The organism is Photorhabdus noenieputensis (assembly GCF_018448935.1).
GTDB classification, from domain to species: Bacteria; Pseudomonadota; Gammaproteobacteria; order Enterobacterales; family Enterobacteriaceae; genus Photorhabdus; species Photorhabdus noenieputensis.
Genome location: NZ_RCWC01000009.1, coordinates 1 through 17,507, shown reverse-complemented (window position 1 = coordinate 17,507; position 17,507 = coordinate 1). Strand labels below are relative to the sequence as shown.

Annotated in this window: 9 protein-coding genes; all 9 read left to right on the top strand. The window is 45.8% G+C overall.

Annotation, left to right across the window (positions count from 1 at the left end; genetic code table 11):
* The first annotated feature begins 442 nt into the window (after window positions 1-442).
* The 9 genes from EAE91_RS08645 to EAE91_RS08605 all read left to right on the top strand — a co-directional run bounded on the left by EAE91_RS08645 (window position 443) and on the right by EAE91_RS08605 (window position 16,928).
* Window positions 443-1,756 carry a condensation domain-containing protein gene (locus EAE91_RS08645; protein ID WP_214088140.1) on the top strand — a complete coding sequence of 438 codons (1,314 nt, stop codon included), beginning with the start codon at window positions 443-445 and terminating at the stop codon, window positions 1,754-1,756.
* Between the two features lie 112 nt (window positions 1,757-1,868).
* Window positions 1,869-3,464 (top strand): beta-ketoacyl reductase, encoded by a 1,596-nt coding sequence (locus EAE91_RS08640; RefSeq protein ID WP_214088139.1) that lies wholly within the window; start codon window positions 1,869-1,871, stop codon window positions 3,462-3,464.
* A gap of 114 nt (window positions 3,465-3,578) precedes the next feature.
* Entirely contained in the window at window positions 3,579-6,890 is a 3,312-nt protein-coding gene (locus tag EAE91_RS08635; RefSeq protein ID WP_214088138.1) for a non-ribosomal peptide synthetase, read from the top strand.
* Window positions 6,883-10,980: an SDR family NAD(P)-dependent oxidoreductase gene (locus EAE91_RS08630; protein WP_214088137.1), complete on the top strand. Its 4,098-nt coding sequence runs from the start codon at window positions 6,883-6,885 to the stop codon at window positions 10,978-10,980. The genes EAE91_RS08635 and EAE91_RS08630 overlap by 8 nt, the downstream gene beginning before the upstream one ends.
* Window positions 10,981-11,072: 92 nt before the next feature.
* Entirely contained in the window at window positions 11,073-12,773 is a 1,701-nt protein-coding gene (locus EAE91_RS08625; RefSeq protein ID WP_244868742.1) for a beta-ketoacyl synthase N-terminal-like domain-containing protein, read from the top strand.
* Between the two features lie 50 nt (window positions 12,774-12,823).
* Window positions 12,824-14,575: an aminotransferase class III-fold pyridoxal phosphate-dependent enzyme gene (locus tag EAE91_RS08620; protein ID WP_214088136.1), complete on the top strand. Its 1,752-nt coding sequence runs from the start codon at window positions 12,824-12,826 to the stop codon at window positions 14,573-14,575.
* 129 nt (window positions 14,576-14,704) lie between these two features.
* Window positions 14,705-15,193 (top strand): hypothetical protein, encoded by a 489-nt coding sequence (locus tag EAE91_RS08615; protein WP_214088135.1) that lies wholly within the window; start codon window positions 14,705-14,707, stop codon window positions 15,191-15,193.
* Between the two features lie 99 nt (window positions 15,194-15,292).
* Window positions 15,293-16,162, top strand: coding sequence for a beta/alpha barrel domain-containing protein (locus tag EAE91_RS08610; protein ID WP_214088134.1), 870 nt, complete (start codon window positions 15,293-15,295; stop codon window positions 16,160-16,162).
* A gap of 16 nt (window positions 16,163-16,178) precedes the next feature.
* Entirely contained in the window at window positions 16,179-16,928 is a 750-nt protein-coding gene (locus EAE91_RS08605) for a creatininase family protein (protein WP_214088133.1), read from the top strand.
* The last annotated feature ends 579 nt before the right edge of the window (window positions 16,929-17,507 follow it).

Genomic DNA, 17,507 nt, shown 5'->3' with positions numbered 1-17,507 from the left:
TTTCAATATCGCCATGTAGAAAGTATCACGTTGATTTTAAATAACGTTGATTTGAAATAACTATGGCATTCATAAAAACCGGAAAGTGAAGATATGGTTAAAGCAAAACGTTAACCAGATTACTTATTTAATAGTAATAATGGATTAATTATTTTGGTCCAGCTCAAATATCTGGATTGATTCGTGGAGGTTTCTTTTTTTATTGCTACTTTTAAAATTGTCACTTTGTTTTTAGTACCTTAGTAATTGATGCTAATTATCATTCCATGCGGGGTAGCCGGGCTATCAATTCCCGTTTTTTTACTCTGCATGTTCGCTTTCTCTGGTAGTCAAAAGTAAACGCTGTGTTATTCGACTAGTTGGTATGCAGAAGAGTATGGAGTCTGCACAACGTTTTAATTTCGTTTCTGCCCGCAGGGCTTGCAATGGAAAGGTGAATATTATGCGTGTTCAATTAGGGCAATTATATGATTTGCGATATTCGCTGAACGTTGATCAGTTATGTGTCGGTGAAGTATTAATGCCTTTGGAGCGACTGGAATCGGCACACCTTAAGGTAGCGATTGAATATCTATTGAATAAGTATTCTGTTCTGAGAGCACGGTTTGTCGGTAGCGGGATGGATATGAAGATGGATTTCGTGCCGCCTAGCCGTGAATTATTGCATCAAGCTTTTGAAGTCAGAGAGCAAACCGATAATCCATGTGATCGCCGACGCTTAATATCAAACTACATTGCTGAGGTTAGGGCTGCTATGAATTTGGCAAATTCGCCGTTATTGCGTTACTGCCTGTTTGATGGCAATTGCGCCCGTGATCAAAGATTAGTATTGATATTCAATCATCTGGTTTGTGACGGTATTTCCAGCAGGATCTTATGGCGAGATCTTTCCAAGGCATACCGAATGTCAGTGAGTGGTCAGCCCCTTGCATTTGAGAATGCCACAAATTATGAGCAATTTTGTGCTGAGTTGTACGATCGACATCGGCAAATCGTAAAAGCTGTTATCCCTGATGATGAACAGCAAGTTGAACAGCCTACCTTGAATATTCTCGGTGGGCGGAGTGTTGAATCACTACCTATTAGCAGATTGTCTGAGGCCATCACAGAAGTCAGGCAGCTTGATGGTGAAGCCTTAAATAGGATACGACTTTTAGCTAAGCGACATCGTGTCAGTGTTGCGGATCTGTTGTTAGGTGGTTGGTTAAAGGCGCTGGCGGCTGTTTTTGGGAAGGGCAGCCTGAATATGCTGTTATGGGTCAGTCCTCATTTTGTGGGATATTGGGAAACCTCGGTGGCTCATCTGGTCGGGTCAGTATCATTTCCAATCACAGTTAAGTTTAATATTGATCCAGAGCCATCGTTGGACAGCACTCTCCAGCACGCGGTACAAGAATCTAATAACGCGATGGAAAAAGCGGCGGATTATGCTGCGACTTACTTTGTGCCTAATTCCGTCTTTGGATGGCCTGAACTTCCTGCAATTTCTTTCAATTTCGTTGGTGATCAACGACGGTCTCCCAATGTTATTGGTTATGAACTGTCGCCTGAAAAAATACGTATTGGGAAACCTGAGCAAGATGCGCAAGAGATACCATTGAGCATGGATATAGAGATCTATGCTGATACGATGGAGGTCACTATTTCTTCCAGACCAGATTGCCATCTACAGATTTTACCACCTCGTTTAATGGATCTTTGGTTAGAAATGATTGGGGAACTTGGAATTGAACAGCCATTTTTCTCTGGTTATTAATAGCATATCTCACCGTTTTTTCGCCTTTTATGGGCATAAGATTTGACGCATGGGAACGAAAGCCTGATGCGTCATGTGTGATGTTTTGTTTCGTGATTTGGAGAAGAGTGGCATGCAACTATTCAATCTGGATTGGGTGAAACGTAATATCGTATTGCCCAATGCTCCGTTATTAACTCAATGTACTGTCATTAGTGGAAATGCCGATTTTACTCACCGTGTGAAGGAATTACTTGAGGCGAAGGGAATTAATGTTGTTGGTATTGATCTTGTTGCAGATCCTGCCCCTCAAATTGGCTCAATAGGGAACACGGACACCCTGATCTATTTAGCTAGCCACAAGGAGTTCTTGAACGCTGCGGATATTGTGACTAATGAATTACGTGAGTTAGAAAGTTTACGTCTTATTGCTAACAGAATTGCCGAGCGCTATCACGAAGCAAAAACGCAACTGTGGGTTCTTACTCAAGGTGTGCAGGTGCCCGGCGAGCAATTTAATACGGTAGGTTTGTCTGGTAGTGGTTTATGGGGATTAGGCCGGGTCATTGCTAAAGAGTACCCCTCTATTGAAGTTGGCTTGATTGATTTGCCGATTAAACCGATTGGGGACGAAGAGATAACATCGGTGCTTGCCATCATGGCAAATCAGCATCAACAGAGAGAGTTTCTCGTTCGTGATCAATGTACTTGGCAGCGTCAGGTTGGACCGTTAGCGGTTAGCCAAGAAAAGACGGAGATAAAACAGAATGCGCACTATCTTATCACCGGCGGATTTGGCGATACCGGGCGTATTTTGGCCGAGAATCTGTTTGCAGCCGGGGCGAGGCACGTCACGTTGATGGGGCACTCCGCTCCGTCGGTTAATTTAATTACTGAGTCTGAACAGCGAAAAGCACAGGGTTACAATCTTCGTTTGTTCCAAGGTGATGTAGCTGATATTGAGGACGTCAAAGCGGTATTGCGACGTATCGATAGAACAGGGCACCCTTTACGGGGGATCTACCATTTGGCAAGCGTTGTTGAAGGCGCTCTGCTTACCACGTTAAACAGCCATTCGGTTGAAAAAATTTTCCGCCAGAAAATAGCGGGAATCTGGAACCTACATCTGGCAGCTCAAGAGCTAAGCTTGGATGGATTCATTACATTTTCCCCACTGTCAGAGATTATTGGCGTTGCAGGTCAGGGGGCAGAGGCTGCCGCGAACGCATTCGTGGATGCATTGATGAGATATCGGAGGGCGATTGGGGTACCAGGCACGGCGATCGCATGGGAGCTTGAGGGTGATATTAACAATGTCATGGATACTATCATCAGAGCGGATATTGCTCATTATGCCGGGCTGATTGCCGGCAACTTTAGTCAGGTTGCGCTGGAGCGGCTGATTTACCAGCAAGAGCCGATGAATGATATAGAGTCTGCTTTCGGTTCTAAGCAAAGTGATGATGTTATGGTCACGTCAGAAAAACCTTCCCATGAAGAGCAACGTCAGGCAATGACTGAAATCGTGATAGAAGAGCTGAAAAAATTGGTTGCAGGAGGAAACGTGACTGCCGACACGAAGTTGAGTGAAATTGATATGGACTCCATGTCAGCCGTTACGATTGCTCAGCGGCTGCGTGGGATCATTGGGAAATTAGTCCCTATGTCGGTCTTTTTTGACGACTGTAGCATTTCTGAGCTGGTTGAAAAGTTGAAACGCTATTTCTGACGGGCCGTTGATTGATGGAGTAACACCAAGCACAAACTTTGCCCTCTCCGTAACGAGGCTGGTTTAGCCAGAGGGTAGGGATACTGTTTAAGTATTTATGGAGCTTGACACGTTATGTATAAAGATTATCCACAGACTGATGATGAAGAATTGCTGTCCATGCAGCAAAAAGCTTTATGGTTCATTGACAATTATACCCCTGGCAATTCCCAATATAATATTTCTATGGCATTCCGTGTTCACGGATCATTTCAAATCGATGTTTTTCGCTATGCGGTCAACCGGCTCGTTTCCAAGAATGCTACCCTGAGAAGCACCTTCGTTAATGTGAATGGCGAGCCAAGGTTGGTCATTAACGAACACTTGCCGCCGGTATTGGAGGTTTTCGACGCAACGAACTTGAACCGGGAGGCGCTTGAAGATGCAGTTCAGAACTTTCATTCCATCCCTTTTCAATTAGAAAAAGCGTCGTGTTTGCGTTTTGGTATCTACGTCGTCAGTGCGGAAGAATATGTTTTACATATGTGTGTTCACCATATTGTGTCGGATTTTACTTCTATGGGGCTGATGTGGGATCAGCTTGAACATTATTATCTGGCTGAACTTGGTGAAGATGAGGATTCCTGGTTGCCGCCTGCTGAGGATTTCAAGGATTATGCCGTCAAAGAACAAGAGTATTACCAAAGTGAAGCGGCGGCGGAATCGAAAGTTTATTGGAGTGAATGTTTAAAGCAGCCGCCAGCCGTATTGCAATGGGATAGTTTTTGGCGCAAAGGCCCTAGTGACAAGTCATCCATTCTGTTTAACATTGATGAAGAGACAACCCAAAGAATCAAGCGGCTTGCCTCAGGAATAGGTGGATCGGTTTTTACGGTCATGTTAGCCGCATGGAGTGCTTACATTGCCAGAGAGACAAAAGCTGCCGATATCGTTATGGGGGTGCCGGTGTCGATGCGTCACTCGGTTCATCAGCACATTGTCGGCTGTTTGTTTAATACATTGCCCATACGTTTATCCGTCGAGCAGACATTTCGTCACTTCCTATTGGCGGCGAAGGAGCGATTGTTATCCGCCCTTGATAATCGAAATTTTTGTCTCAGCCAAATAGTCGAACACTTGGCTGTGGAACGATATGATGATCGTAACCCACTGTTTCAGGTTGCGGTGAATATGTTAGGGCAGGTGGGGCAATCGCGTTGGATGATGCTGGAGATGGCTGACGATTCTGTTCAGGCATCATGGGCGGGACGGACTATTTCCCCATTCAGGGTTTGTCAGCAGGAAGGCTTGCTTGATATTGAACTGCTGTTTTTAGATGCCGGTTCCCACTTAAGATGTGAGTTTAAAGCGGATAAACATTTTTTTTCACATTTAGGTCTTCGGATATTTGCCGAGCGCTTCGAGCAAGTGCTTGAGATGCTGATAGCAGATCCTGATGAAGAGATTAATACTTTGTTGGCACCAAAATCAGAGGATTACAATCTGCCATTTGGTCCGATTAATTCTAATGCTCTCCCGGAAGTGTCAAACCAAACTCTCGTTTCGCTTTTTGATCAACGAGTAACGCAACAAGCGGCGTCAGTAGCGATTCGTTATGGTGCCGATACATTAACTTATTTGGATTTGCAGCGTTGGTCGCTGGAGGTCGCGGTTCAGCTTATACAACATGGGGTGGTACCCGGTGATCGTGTCGGGATTGCATTGTTACCGTCACTGGAAGCAGTGGTGGCCATGCTTGGTATTATGCGTGCGGGCGCGGGATACGTACCGTTAGATCCCAGGTTGCCCCAGAACCGTCTGGCGCAGATTGTCGAGCAATCAGAGATGAGGCTTGTTGTGGTTAACGCTGATGTTGATCCAGATAACTGGTGTACAACTAAGCTGTTGACCATTGCGGCGACTGAATCCGCCTTGACGTCAGGGCCAGTTGATCATTCGACATTTGATCATTGTACGCCTTCTTCAATCGCATACAGTGTCTTCACTTCCGGTTCCACCGGGATTCCCAAAGGCATTGATGTTGAACACAACAATGTTGTTTCCTGTTTTAACGCAATGGACGAATATTTGGCCCCCGCGCCAGGCGAGGTGTGGACTTGGTTCCATGCGGCCAGTTTTGACTTATCTGTGTGGGAGATTTGGGGGGCTTTGTGTTCTGGTGGGGTTTTAGTCATTGTGCCTGATGATATACGCAACCAACCTGACAAGTTGCTGGATCTTCTTGAAGCAGAGCAGGTAACGATTATCACCCAGACGCCATCCAGTTTGAAAAGCCTGTTATCTGAGTTTCAGGCTCGGCCAAGAGCTTATGCGATAAAGCATTGGGTAATTTGTGGGGAAGCGCTACTCAGTGCCACGATTCGGCCTTATTTGGATGAGCGGTGGACATTGTGGAATATGTATGGCCCGGCGGAAGCAACAATTTACACCACCGTGGAAAAAGTAACGAAAGAACTGACTGACTACAATGTGATCCCCATTGGCAAACCGTTAAACTTCGCAACGGTCTATCTTTTAAATCCTGCGGGGCAAACACCCCCGATAGGTGAGGTTGGCGAAATTTACATTGGTGGTCGTGGCGTTGCTCGTGGTTATGTTGGTCTTGAACTGTTAACTGATCGCTGTTTCATTGCCGATCCCTATATTCATCATGGACGTATCTATAAAACCGGTGATTTAGCCTACTGGGATGGGGAACGAATCCATTTTTGCGGCCGCGTGGATGACCAGGTAAAAGTTTCGGGTTATCGAATTGAGATTGCTGAGATTGAGGATTGTCTCAATCGCCATCAGGCTATTGCGGACGCTGCCGTTATTATTGAATCTCACGAAGGGCTCGATCGTTTAGTCGCGATATTCGTCCCTGTCAGTAAGGATAAGCTTCCCGAAGAATCCGCGATTCGTGATCATCTCAAGGTTTATCTCCCCATTTACATGTTACCTAGCAGGATTATGTTGGCTGATGAATTGCCGCGTAATGCTCACAATAAAATCGACAGAAGAGCGTTAAATGGCTTGATTAAAGCGGGGCAATTGACCGATATCAGTTCATTGAGACCGGCACCGGTGTTACCTGCTGATTCGATTTTTGCTGAAATTTCGAGAATTTGGCGTGAAGTGTTGGGAAGATCAACCGTTGGGCTGGATGACGCATTTTTTAATATTGGCGGTACTTCATTGGCACTGACGCAAGTCCATGCACAGCTCGTGCAATTACCGGGATGTGGCGCTTTGGTACTTGCAGATTTATTCCGTTTTCCAACTATTCGAAAGTTAGCTAATTATCTTTTAAGCCCTCTGCAATCGATGATACCGGTAGAAGTTGCGGATAAACCAACCCAAACGCGGCGTCAGAAAACGTTGAATGCAAGAAAAGCATTGAAGGAGAAACAAACTCATTCGCTGAAAGGGGAACCTGATGTCTGATAATGCGATTGCCATCATTGGCGTAACTTGTCGGTTACCTGTGGCAAATAGTTTAGATGCGCTATGGGAGAATCTTGTTGCAGGCCGAATACTTGCCAAAAGATATAGTCAGGAAGAGCTGATTCGCCGTGGGGTAGCACGACATATATTCACTGCAAAAAATTATGTTCCTGTCGATTCGTGTTTACCGGATATTGATCTGTTCGACCCGGATTTCTTTTCGATCAGCCAGCGAGAAGCTGAATTGCTCGATCCTCAACATCGAATGCTGCTGGAATGCGCATGGGAACTGGCCGAAGTGACGGGTTATGGTAATTCTTTCCGACGCCCGCGTATCGGGGTTTTTACCGGCAGTTCGATGAATACCTATTTGCCGAATGTCATTAAATCTGAGTGTGATCTGGTTTCAATAATGGGAACAGAGCTCATGCTGACTAATGATAAGGATTATCTCCCGGCCCGGATTTCATACAAACTTGGTTTTAACGGTCCGAGCGTAGCTGTCTTGACCGGCTGTTCGACATCACTGACAGCGGTTCATATGGCGATACAGAGCCTCTTGCTTGGTGAGTGCGAGATTGCTTTTGCCGGTGGTGTTTCTGTGTGTACCTATTCTCGACCGGGTTATTTTTACCAAAACGATATGATCTTCTCAGAGGATGGCTATTGTAGACCGTTTGATGAGAAGGCATCAGGGACTTTCTTTGGTGATGGTGCGGGGCTGGTGGCGTTACGGCCATTGGATGAAGCCATTAGCAATGGGGATACCATCCACGCGGTGATCCTCGGTTCAGCGGCAAATAATGATGGCTCAGCGCGGGCTGGCTTTGCGGCACCGGGGGTGGATGGGCAACGAAAACTGATTTTGGATGCTCAGGCGCTCTCTGGTGTGGGGCCGGATGAATTAGGGATGATCGAGGCGCATGGTACTGCAACACCACTTGGGGATTCGGTGGAATATGCCGCGCTTTGTCAGGCTTTCCGTCAGAATACGGAGCGTGAGAGATTTTGTGCGTTGGGATCGATCAAGGCTAACGTGGGCCATTTAGCGGCGGCGGCGGGGGTTGCTGGATTAGCCAAAACGATAATGGCGCTCAAGACCGGGACCATTGCCCCACATCCGACTTTCAACAGGGCCAGCTCTGCTATCAATCTTGAGCAAAGTCCTTTCATTATCAACACCACTCTCATTAACTGGCCGGTGAAAGGACCACGACGGGCAGGGGTGAGCTCTTTTGGTGCCGGTGGCAGCAATGTTCACATGATTTTGGAGCAAGCGCCTGTACGAAGGGCAGGTAAAAATAGCGTTGGCTGGCGAGCTATTCCGTTAGGGGGACGCAATACCGATGCTTTGAACACATTGAGCACCGATTTGGCAAAAATGTTGAAGGCTGAACCCGATACACACATTGATGAAGTAGCTTTTACTTATGCGGAAGGCCGAGCAGCTCAGCCATATCGAGCCTGTTTGTATGCTAAAGATGTAAAAATGTTGATTGATGGTATCAGAAATGCAGATTTCACCGTCGCAGCACAAATCTCTGAACCACAACGTCTGGTGATGGCACTCGGTCCTGCTATTCGATCTGCTTTATCAATGCAAATACCCGACTATTGGCAAGAAGTGGATAAGTTGCTTGCTGAATTGCCGACAGAGGTTTCCCGTCACATCGGTAAAACCGATATCACTGAAATGACAGCAAATGATGGCGAGAAGGGAAAAATTGCCAATCTTGTGGCGATGATTGCGGCGATCAATGGCTGGCGGAAGCTGATTTCGACGCCAATATTCATCATATCCGATAGTCGTTACGACCTTGCTGTTGCTTGCTCGTTGGGCATACTGACACTGCCTGAAATCGTTGATAAGTTGTCAGGAAATACGACACCGCATTTTGCTGAGCGCGGCAATTTCGCTGAGCGTGGTATAGCTTCACCTGGAAGTTTTTGGTCCAAACATCACGGCATGATTGATGGCAATAATGTGCGGACCCTCTTAATTAATGGAGTCTCTCCGAGCTTACTACAACAGAATGAAGTGATATCAGCAAATGAGGTGATATTCGCGTTGGACCATTCGCCGGATAGTTTCGCTGAAATCGTGGCAAAGTCTGAAAATATCATTCGTTTGGATACTGCCCATGCAGAGCACGATCTGGCTTTAGTCAAACTGGTCGGCAAGCTTTGGCAACGTGGTGTGGTGATAGATTGGTCGATATTGCGAGGCGGAGAGGTTGTTCAACGTATTCCACTACCGGTTCAACCTTTGCAACGTCGGCGCTGCTGGTACACAGATTCAACATTAACCGAGTACAACCCAGAGTCTTACTCTGGTCAGCCTATAGCAAGCGCTGAAACTTCCGACGCGTCAGTCGGCGTTTATGTTGAACGCTGGAAACGAACACAGCGCCTGTCGCCGGTATCATCATCGGCGACTAAGCATAACTGGCTGATTTTCTACGATAACAGCGATAAAGAAATTTGTCCGATTGCGGATGTACTGCGTGAACTGGGGCAAAATGTGTTTGAAGTGCATGAAGATCGTGCCACTCCTTGCGATGAAACAGCTTTCCATAAAACAGCGTTTAGCATCAACGTTGATGATCCCATCAATATTCAGCGTTTGATGCTAAGGTTGCAGGAGCAACAAGTGCATACGCCCGATCATATCCTCTTCATTTTGGGTGATATCCCGTCAGCGGATAACGTGTCGGTAGAAAAAGATCGATTCCCCTTTACGCTATTTAATTGGGTAAAAGCGTTTTCCCAAATGGGAAATAAAGCCATGTCGTTAACATTGATTGGCCCCGGTTTTGTTGACGTGATGGGCAGTGAACCACGGAGTATTGAACGGGCTACGGCGCTAGCATCGATTTCGGCGATTAGCCAGGAATTGCCCGGCATGATAATGAAAGTGATCGACATACCTGCCAAAGAACTTAGCTCTCTTAATGATGCTCAACATATTGTCGCTGAACTTTTCACTGCTCACGATCACAACGCAGTTGCCATGCGTCAGGGTTGGCGTTGGGAACGCTATTTTGACGTTGTGAGCCCGACAGTTAGCGAAAATCTTTCATCTGACATGATCTGTTTAGTGACCGGAGGATTAGGAACGGTTGGTTTTGGCATTGCACAATATCTGGTCACCAAGTGTAACGCGAAACTTATCCTGCTTGGTCAAACACCTAGAGATCTCACCCTATCTGATACGTTGCAGAGCCAACGGATCGCGCAATTGCGCAATATGGGGGCGGACTTTGCTGTGATTACCGCTGATGTGACAGACAAAGCTTGTGTGCTGGCGGAACTTGCCCGAGTGGAATCCAGACTGGGGGCAGCTAATTGCTTTGTCCATGCCGCCGGGCTTTCTGGTCAGGCAGCGATCCAGTGGCTGCAAAATTCTGACCATCATGCTTGGGAAAAATTGATGCGGCCAAAGTTAAAAGGGGCGGCTGTTTTGCATGAAATATTTGCCGATCGCCCGTTAAGGTTTGGTTGTTTTATCTCATCTCTGTCAGTGTTCGCGGGGGGATTGGGGCTTGCGCCTTATGCTGCGGCAAACGAAGCTTGTGCTGCATTTGCTTCAATCCACCATGTGGATAAACCCTATTTCTCCATTGATTGGGATGGATGGGAAGGTTGGGATGAATCAAATAGCTTCAAATACAGCGTCAATCGCGCTCGCCCGTTACGTCATGCCGATGTTGTTAATGCATTGGATATTATTTTCTCAGCCAGCCATGCGGAGCCGCGGTTTGCTGTCTCCACCGTACCGTTGAATGAGCGATTGCATGATGTGGTGGAAAATTCACTGCCAGTGGATACGACGCAGTCTGCAACGGCGTCTCCCCCGGCATCAAATAAATCCATTATCGATGATATGACAGCCATTTGGCATGGTGTACTGCGCTGTCCTGTTGATCATGAATCGAACTTTTTCGATTTAGGGGGAGATTCACTGGTTGGGGCTGAGTTGGTGAGACAGGTTAATGCTCATTTTAATGTTGCGGTATCTATGGTTGATCTTTTCGAATCGAGCACCGTGGCGTCTCTTTCGATGCAAGTCGAGAAAAAACGATGCGAGTAGAAAAAACGATGTAAATAGAAAAAAAGCGCAATCAAGGCAGTGCGTTCTAGCGCAGATCAGCAAGACCAACATGTTCGGGAAAAGGAATTAGCATGGAATCAAAAACACAAATGCATTATTCAACAGATATTGCGATTACCAGCATAGCTGGACGTTTTCCTAATGCGGATTCGAGTCAAGAGCTTTGGGATGCGATCTTAGGGAAACGAGAACTGATTTCGAGTTATACCAATCAAGAACTTCATGATCGGGACGTTAATACTGATGAAACCGGATTGCATTACGTTCCGCGTGGTGCGTACCTTCAAGCGCCAGAGGCATTTGATTATAGCTATTTTCAAATGATGCCGAGAGAAGTTTCTAAAATGGACCCTCAGCAACGGATTTGTCTGGAGGTTTGCCATGAGGCACTTGAACTGAGTGGTTATTCCAGCGGGGCAGACGCAGGGATCTGTTCAGTGTTTGTCGGTTCTCGCCGGAGTACCTGGCAGGCCGATATATCGACGCTGAACCCTTCTCCGGCTGACGCCATGCTGCTATTTGGCGGAAGTTCCGTCGATGCTTTGGCAACGCGTGTGGCGTATAAGCTCAATTGCTCAGGGCCTGCTGTCAGTGTAGGCACTTTTTGTTCAGGTTCGCTGGTTGCTGTGCACATGGCTTGCAACAGCTTGTTGCTAGGTGAAAGTGACATGGCGTTGGCGGGTGGTGTTTGCGTCAGGTATCCCGCTCATGTTGGCTATGTTTACCATGCAGGGGGAATATTGTCCCCGACAGGGCGAGTTTGCGCGTTCGACGAGAAAGCTGACGGTACGATTTTCTCTGATGCTACCGCATTCGTGGTATTACGCCGTCTGGAGGATGCTCTACTTAATGGCGAGCCGATTTTGGCGGTTATCAAGGGATCGGCAATCAACAACGATGGGGCGGTCAAAGCGGGTTATAGCGCTCCGGGAGTTTCAGGTCAGGAGCAGGTGATCCGTCGTGCGCTTGCTGCGGCTGATGTCCGAGCTGAGCAGATCGGTTTGATTGAAGCGCATGGGACTGGCACACCTGTTGGTGATGGGATTGAATTACGGGCGCTAGGGCGTGTATTTGCTGATGTAGCGGCCAGATCGTGTGCTTTAGGTTCGATTAAATCCAATCTTGGTCATGCTGATTGTGCATCAGGTATCGCCGGGCTGATAAAAGCCATCTATGCTGTCAACTTAGGCATTATTCCGCCATCAATGAATTGTGAATCTCCTTGTGCTGAACTGCGGGACCCTGAGTCCCCGTTTTATGTGCCTACTGAATCCAGAGATTGGGATAACGATAAGGCGGCGAGAATTGCCGGTGTTAGCTCGTTTGGGATCGGTGGCACCAATGTTCATGTTATCGTTGCCGAACCACCGGCGGCAAAGCCTGACGCACCTTCCTCGGCGACAGCACATCTGATCCCGCTGAGCGCACGTACCGAGACAGCGTTAGCGCAAAAAATTTTGGATTTAGTGAAATACCTTGAACAGCATTCAGCCGTGAATATTGCTGATGTGGCATTTACCTTGCAGCGTGGCCGACGACATCTACCCATACGCAAGGCGATTATCGCACGTGATATCCATGAACTGATATCGGGCCTGCTAGATAAAGCTCTGCTGATAGCCCCTGCGTTGAGTGAACTGCAAGAGATGTATATTTCGCCTGCCTCTGTTTGGCAGGCCGGGGGAAGTATCAATTGGGATATTTTTTACCAGAGCGAATATCGTAAACGGCTCCCGCTTCCAACTTATCCATTTGAAAGAACGGCAATCTGAGCTGTAAAACCGGTAGAGATCGTCTTCATTTTGAGGAAAGTGAGGTTGATATGAGTAATATTGAAATTATTCAGAGAGAAATAATCGCTATTTTTGCAGAAACATTTGGTTTACCGAAAGAAGAGATAAAACTGGAAATACCGTTAGTTGAATTGGGAGCGGAATCACTGCTGTTATTTGAAGCATTGGAACCCATCCATAAACGATTTGGTATAAAACTTTCAGTACGGCAATTTTTCGCAGAATTACAAACGGTTCGTCAACTCAGTGAATATATTTTGCTGGCGGATAAAAGTAATATTATGGAGGATAAAAATAGGGTTGTAGAAGATAACCATGCGGTAATTCGGCCGCAACCTGTCTTGGCTGATCAATCGGATATGCCAGATATTCCACCGGCTAACAAAGAACGCTTTTTTCAATGGATGTCGAGAAGTGCGCTACCGATTGAATCTGAGGATAGAAAAAAATATCTGGCTTCATTCATATCTAAATATAACCAGCGAACGATTAAATCCAAAACGCATTCGGTAGCGGTGCGTAAAAATATTGCTGATAGCCGTTCTGGGATTGGCTTTAAACCCTCCATAAAAGAGCTACTTTACCCGATTGTTTGCACCAAGTTTGCCGGGCCTATCGTCCAGGATATTGATGGCAATGATTACATTGATATGACGATGGGGTTTGGCGCGCATCTGTTTGGTCATAGCCCACCCTTTGTAGTTAAAGCGCTTACTCAGCAAATAGACAACGGTTTTGGTTTGGGAACTCGGCATGAGATAGGCTTAGAAGTGGCGGAACTGATCAAAGAGATTACTGGCATGGATCGCGTTGCTTTTGTCAACAGTGGAACCGAAGCGGTGATGAATACGGTGCGGGCGGCTCGGGCGCTTACTCGTCGTAACCATATTGTTCTTTTTTCTAGCAGTTACCACGGACATTGGGATGCGGTACTGGCGAGAGCCAGTGAATATGATGAAGTTAATACGACAAAACCCGTTTCGGTGGGCATACCTGAAAATATGGTTGCGGATGTTTCAGTGTTTGAGTTTGCTTCCGATGAAGCCATTGAGTTTCTCAAAACGAATAGCGCTGATATCGCCGCGGTGCTGGTAGAACCGGTACCAACTCGTGACCCAGGACTGAGCAATCCAGATTACTTGCGACGTTTGCGTCAAGTGACCAGAGAATTAGATATTCTGCTGATATTTGACGAAATTGTGACAGGTTTCAGAACCCATCCTGCGGGTATTCAGGGGTTATTCGGCATTGAGGCGGATATTGTCACCTATGGCAAAACGATAGGTGGTGGAATGCCATTGGGCGTCATTACCGGCAGGAAAAATATGCTTGATTCGATTGACGGTGGAAACTGGAATTTCAACGATGATAGCTTCCCCGCAGCGGAGCCGACATTCTTTGGTGGAACCTATTTTCAACATCCGCTTTGCATGGCCGCGGCGAAAGCCACTTTACTGGAGATCAAAAGGAGAGGGGAATCTTTTACCAAAGCATTGACTCAACGTACTGAATGGTTTGTTTCGCGTTTGAACCAACTGTTCTTAAATCGTCGGGTTCCCATCGAAGCAAGAGCATTTTCCTCATTTTTTAGATTAATTCATCGTGACAACATGGATTTGCTTTACTACAACCTGTTGATGAGAGGGGTTTATATCTGGGAATGGCGTTGCTGGTTTATCTCTGATGCACATGATGACGCTCATCTGGAAAAAGTTTATTTGGCATTTGAGGATAGCTTGGATGAACTTGAGGAAAACAACCTGCTTCCTCGATATAGCTAGATAAAACTGGCCCATTGTGAGTGATAACTTATTGAATTATTAAGCATCCTATCCTCTGGCTGTGCTGAGTTCGGTGCTTTGAAACGACGGCTCATAGTCTGTTGGGTAAAGAAAATTAAGGAGAGCGTTATGCCGTTGGCAAACAAAAGCGTTTTCATTGGTGGGCCGATTCAATCCGCAATTTACGATGGTGGTTTTCATGAAGAGTTGAGAATGACCATCCAATTGGCGGTTAAGACGGTAGAGACACTGAATGGCAAGGTATTTTCGGCACATTTAACTGAGAAATTCGGCATTGATACCCCCCATTATACGCCGGAGATGGTATCGAAACGGGATTTTCAATGGATGCAGCAGTGTGATTATTTCATGCCCATTCTTCCGGTTCATCAAGGCGAGGAATTATTGCGTACTGATGGTACACATATTGAACTTGGTTGGGCTTCCGCCCTGAAACGGCCTGTCTTATTGATCACTCAACTACCGATTGTGCGTGGTGGTAGTCATTTGTTGAAGGGGTTGGAACATATTTGCAATTTGTCGAAATTGGACATTCACGATTTTCGTCATAATCCGCGGCAAATTGGTGAGATTTTCAGGAATTTTGCAGTTGAGTAGGTAGCTATTGAGCGCCTTTTAAGGATATACCGCCTCTCTACTGAATTAAGAGGCGGGTTAATAGCAAGTTTGCTTGAATGGGTAATTTGTGGAGTTACGATGGAAAATCAAGTTATTGAACCAACCTATGATGTTTTAGGAATGAAGATAAAAAACCCAATTATTGTTGGGTCGGGTTTGCTTTCTGATCAAGCTAAAAATATTCGCCAGTTCATCGCTCACGGCGCAGGGGCGGTCGTGACAAAAACGATTTACCCGCGCTCAGAAAAATTGCATACAGAAAAGACCTACTTGTTCAGTACAGGGATGTTGAACAATACGACATATTCGAAAAAAACCGTTGAATATTGGTTAACGCTTCTGCGTGAATTTAAGGAAGAACAACTTCCGGTAATAGTTTCTATCCATGCTGAATCACCTGCGGCGTTAGCTTCATTGGCTGTTCGTATCTCGGAAGTGACCGATGCCCCTTTGGAGTTGGGCATTTCATGCTTGCATGCGGACGACTTCACGGAAGATACACCAGAACGTGTATTCAACTACACCAAAGCGGTGAAAGAACGAACGGATACCCCTTTTGCGGTCAAACTCTCGCTTGGCGATAATTTGTATGGGCGAGTTCAAGCTGCGGTAGAAGGAGGAGCTGATGCGATAACTTTGAGCGATACCATTTCAGGAATTGCATTCGACACAGCGAATGGAGAAGCGCTGCTTAATGGGGTTTGCGGATACTCTGGGCCGGGGATCAAACCAATGGTGCTTGCCGCTATTTATAACCTGCGTAAGCGAGGGGTGACGATTCCAATACTTGGTTCGGGAGGCGTACAGGATGGTAATGATATTCATGAATACCTACTGGCAGGGGCGAATACGGTGCAGGTTTATACTGCGCTTCATCGGCATATGTATAAAACATTGCAGCGCATTGTTCATGAATATACGCAAGCCATGACGTCAGAAAAAGTATGAAAAAAGGGATAACATCATGAATAATAATAAAATTAGAGCATTTGCGGAACTGACTAGTGAGCAGGTTTTAACCGCGGTTGAAGATAAAACGTTGATATGGCCGATTGGCGGGATTGAGCAGCATGGGCCTCATCTGCCATTGAATGTGGATTCCGTGATCCCAGAAGCCTTTGCTCGCGTGCTGGCGGAGGATATTAATGGCTTCACCTTGCCGGTACAGCCGGTGTCTGCCAGATCATTGCCACAGAGTGGCGGAGGGCTTGAATTTCCTGGCACGGTTTACCTGGATGGATCAACATTTACCGCTTATATCAGCCGAACCATTAAAAGCTTGTGTTCATTACCCTTTAAGCAACTGGTGATCATTAATGGTCATTTTGAAAATGAAGGTTTTATTTTCGAAGCAATAGACGCATTACGGGCGGAAGGGCATTTTAACGATCGTTCCGTTATCGTATTTAGCTGGTGGAGTTTGGTATCTGATGATTGGACTCGTGAACATTTAGTTGATTTTCCCGGTTGGCATGCTGAGCATGCAGGGTTAACAGAAACGAGTTTAATGTTGCATTTGCGCCCGGATTTAGTGAGAGCGGAGCGACCTGATCACGATAAACCTCCACGTGCCGGGATCTATCAAGTACCGATTAAAAAAGAATTTTCAACAAGAGGCGTTCTTTCTAAAACATCCGGTTCGAGTGCGGAGATAGGCGAACTTATTTTCGAGCATGTTAGGCAGCAAATACTGGAACTGGTTACTGCGGATTAATCAGTCGTAATAACGCTGTGTTTTTTCGATTTTGTTTTGGCTACTGGGGAAAAGTTTATTACTTTAATATTATCAGATGCGCCTTAAAACCTTCTCTTTCAAGGGAAGGTTATAAGGCGCAGTTTTCTGTCTAAAACGTTGCTAATATTTGCTGCGACGATTTGTATAAAGTCGTCATGACAATCAGAAAAAACCACGCCATGATTATCATTGAAAATTTAACTGTAACCAGTATACCAAAGCTTAGATTTAAATATTAACATTAGCCGATTGTAACTTAAATCTTAATCCAAGTGCTTTTACTATTTTCAAAATAGTTGTAGAAATTGGATTTCCTTTTCCTGACAAGGCTTTATAAATAACATTTAAAAATAATAGATCATCTGGAAGGAATTCAGTCCAATTTTTTCGATCTGAATATCCAAGATTAGCGGGAATATAAATAATCAATGTTTTGATAAAGGGATTGTTATTATACGAATGCAAGTTAAAAACTCATTGAAATGAATGACTTTCATTGAGTAGTTGTTGTAAATATAATGTTTTCTCATTTTTCCTTTTCTGGTATTTGATTCTTTA

Bases quoted from the DNA above. Each gene is read 5' to 3' on its own strand.
- EAE91_RS08610 (WP_214088134.1), top strand. From the start codon at position 15,293: ATGGAAAATCAAGTTATTGAACCAACCTATGATGTTTTAGGAATGAAG.
- EAE91_RS08630 (WP_214088137.1), top strand. From the start codon at position 6,883: ATGTCTGATAATGCGATTGCCATCATTGGCGTAACTTGTCGGTTACCT.
- EAE91_RS08635 (WP_214088138.1), top strand. From the start codon at position 3,579: ATGTATAAAGATTATCCACAGACTGATGATGAAGAATTGCTGTCCATG.
- EAE91_RS08615 (WP_214088135.1), top strand. From the start codon at position 14,705: ATGCCGTTGGCAAACAAAAGCGTTTTCATTGGTGGGCCGATTCAATCC.
- EAE91_RS08645 (WP_214088140.1), top strand. From the start codon at position 443: ATGCGTGTTCAATTAGGGCAATTATATGATTTGCGATATTCGCTGAAC.
- EAE91_RS08620 (WP_214088136.1), top strand. From the start codon at position 12,824: ATGAGTAATATTGAAATTATTCAGAGAGAAATAATCGCTATTTTTGCA.
- EAE91_RS08625 (WP_244868742.1), top strand. From the start codon at position 11,073: ATGGAATCAAAAACACAAATGCATTATTCAACAGATATTGCGATTACC.
- EAE91_RS08605 (WP_214088133.1), top strand. From the start codon at position 16,179: ATGAATAATAATAAAATTAGAGCATTTGCGGAACTGACTAGTGAGCAG.
- EAE91_RS08640 (WP_214088139.1), top strand. From the start codon at position 1,869: ATGCAACTATTCAATCTGGATTGGGTGAAACGTAATATCGTATTGCCC.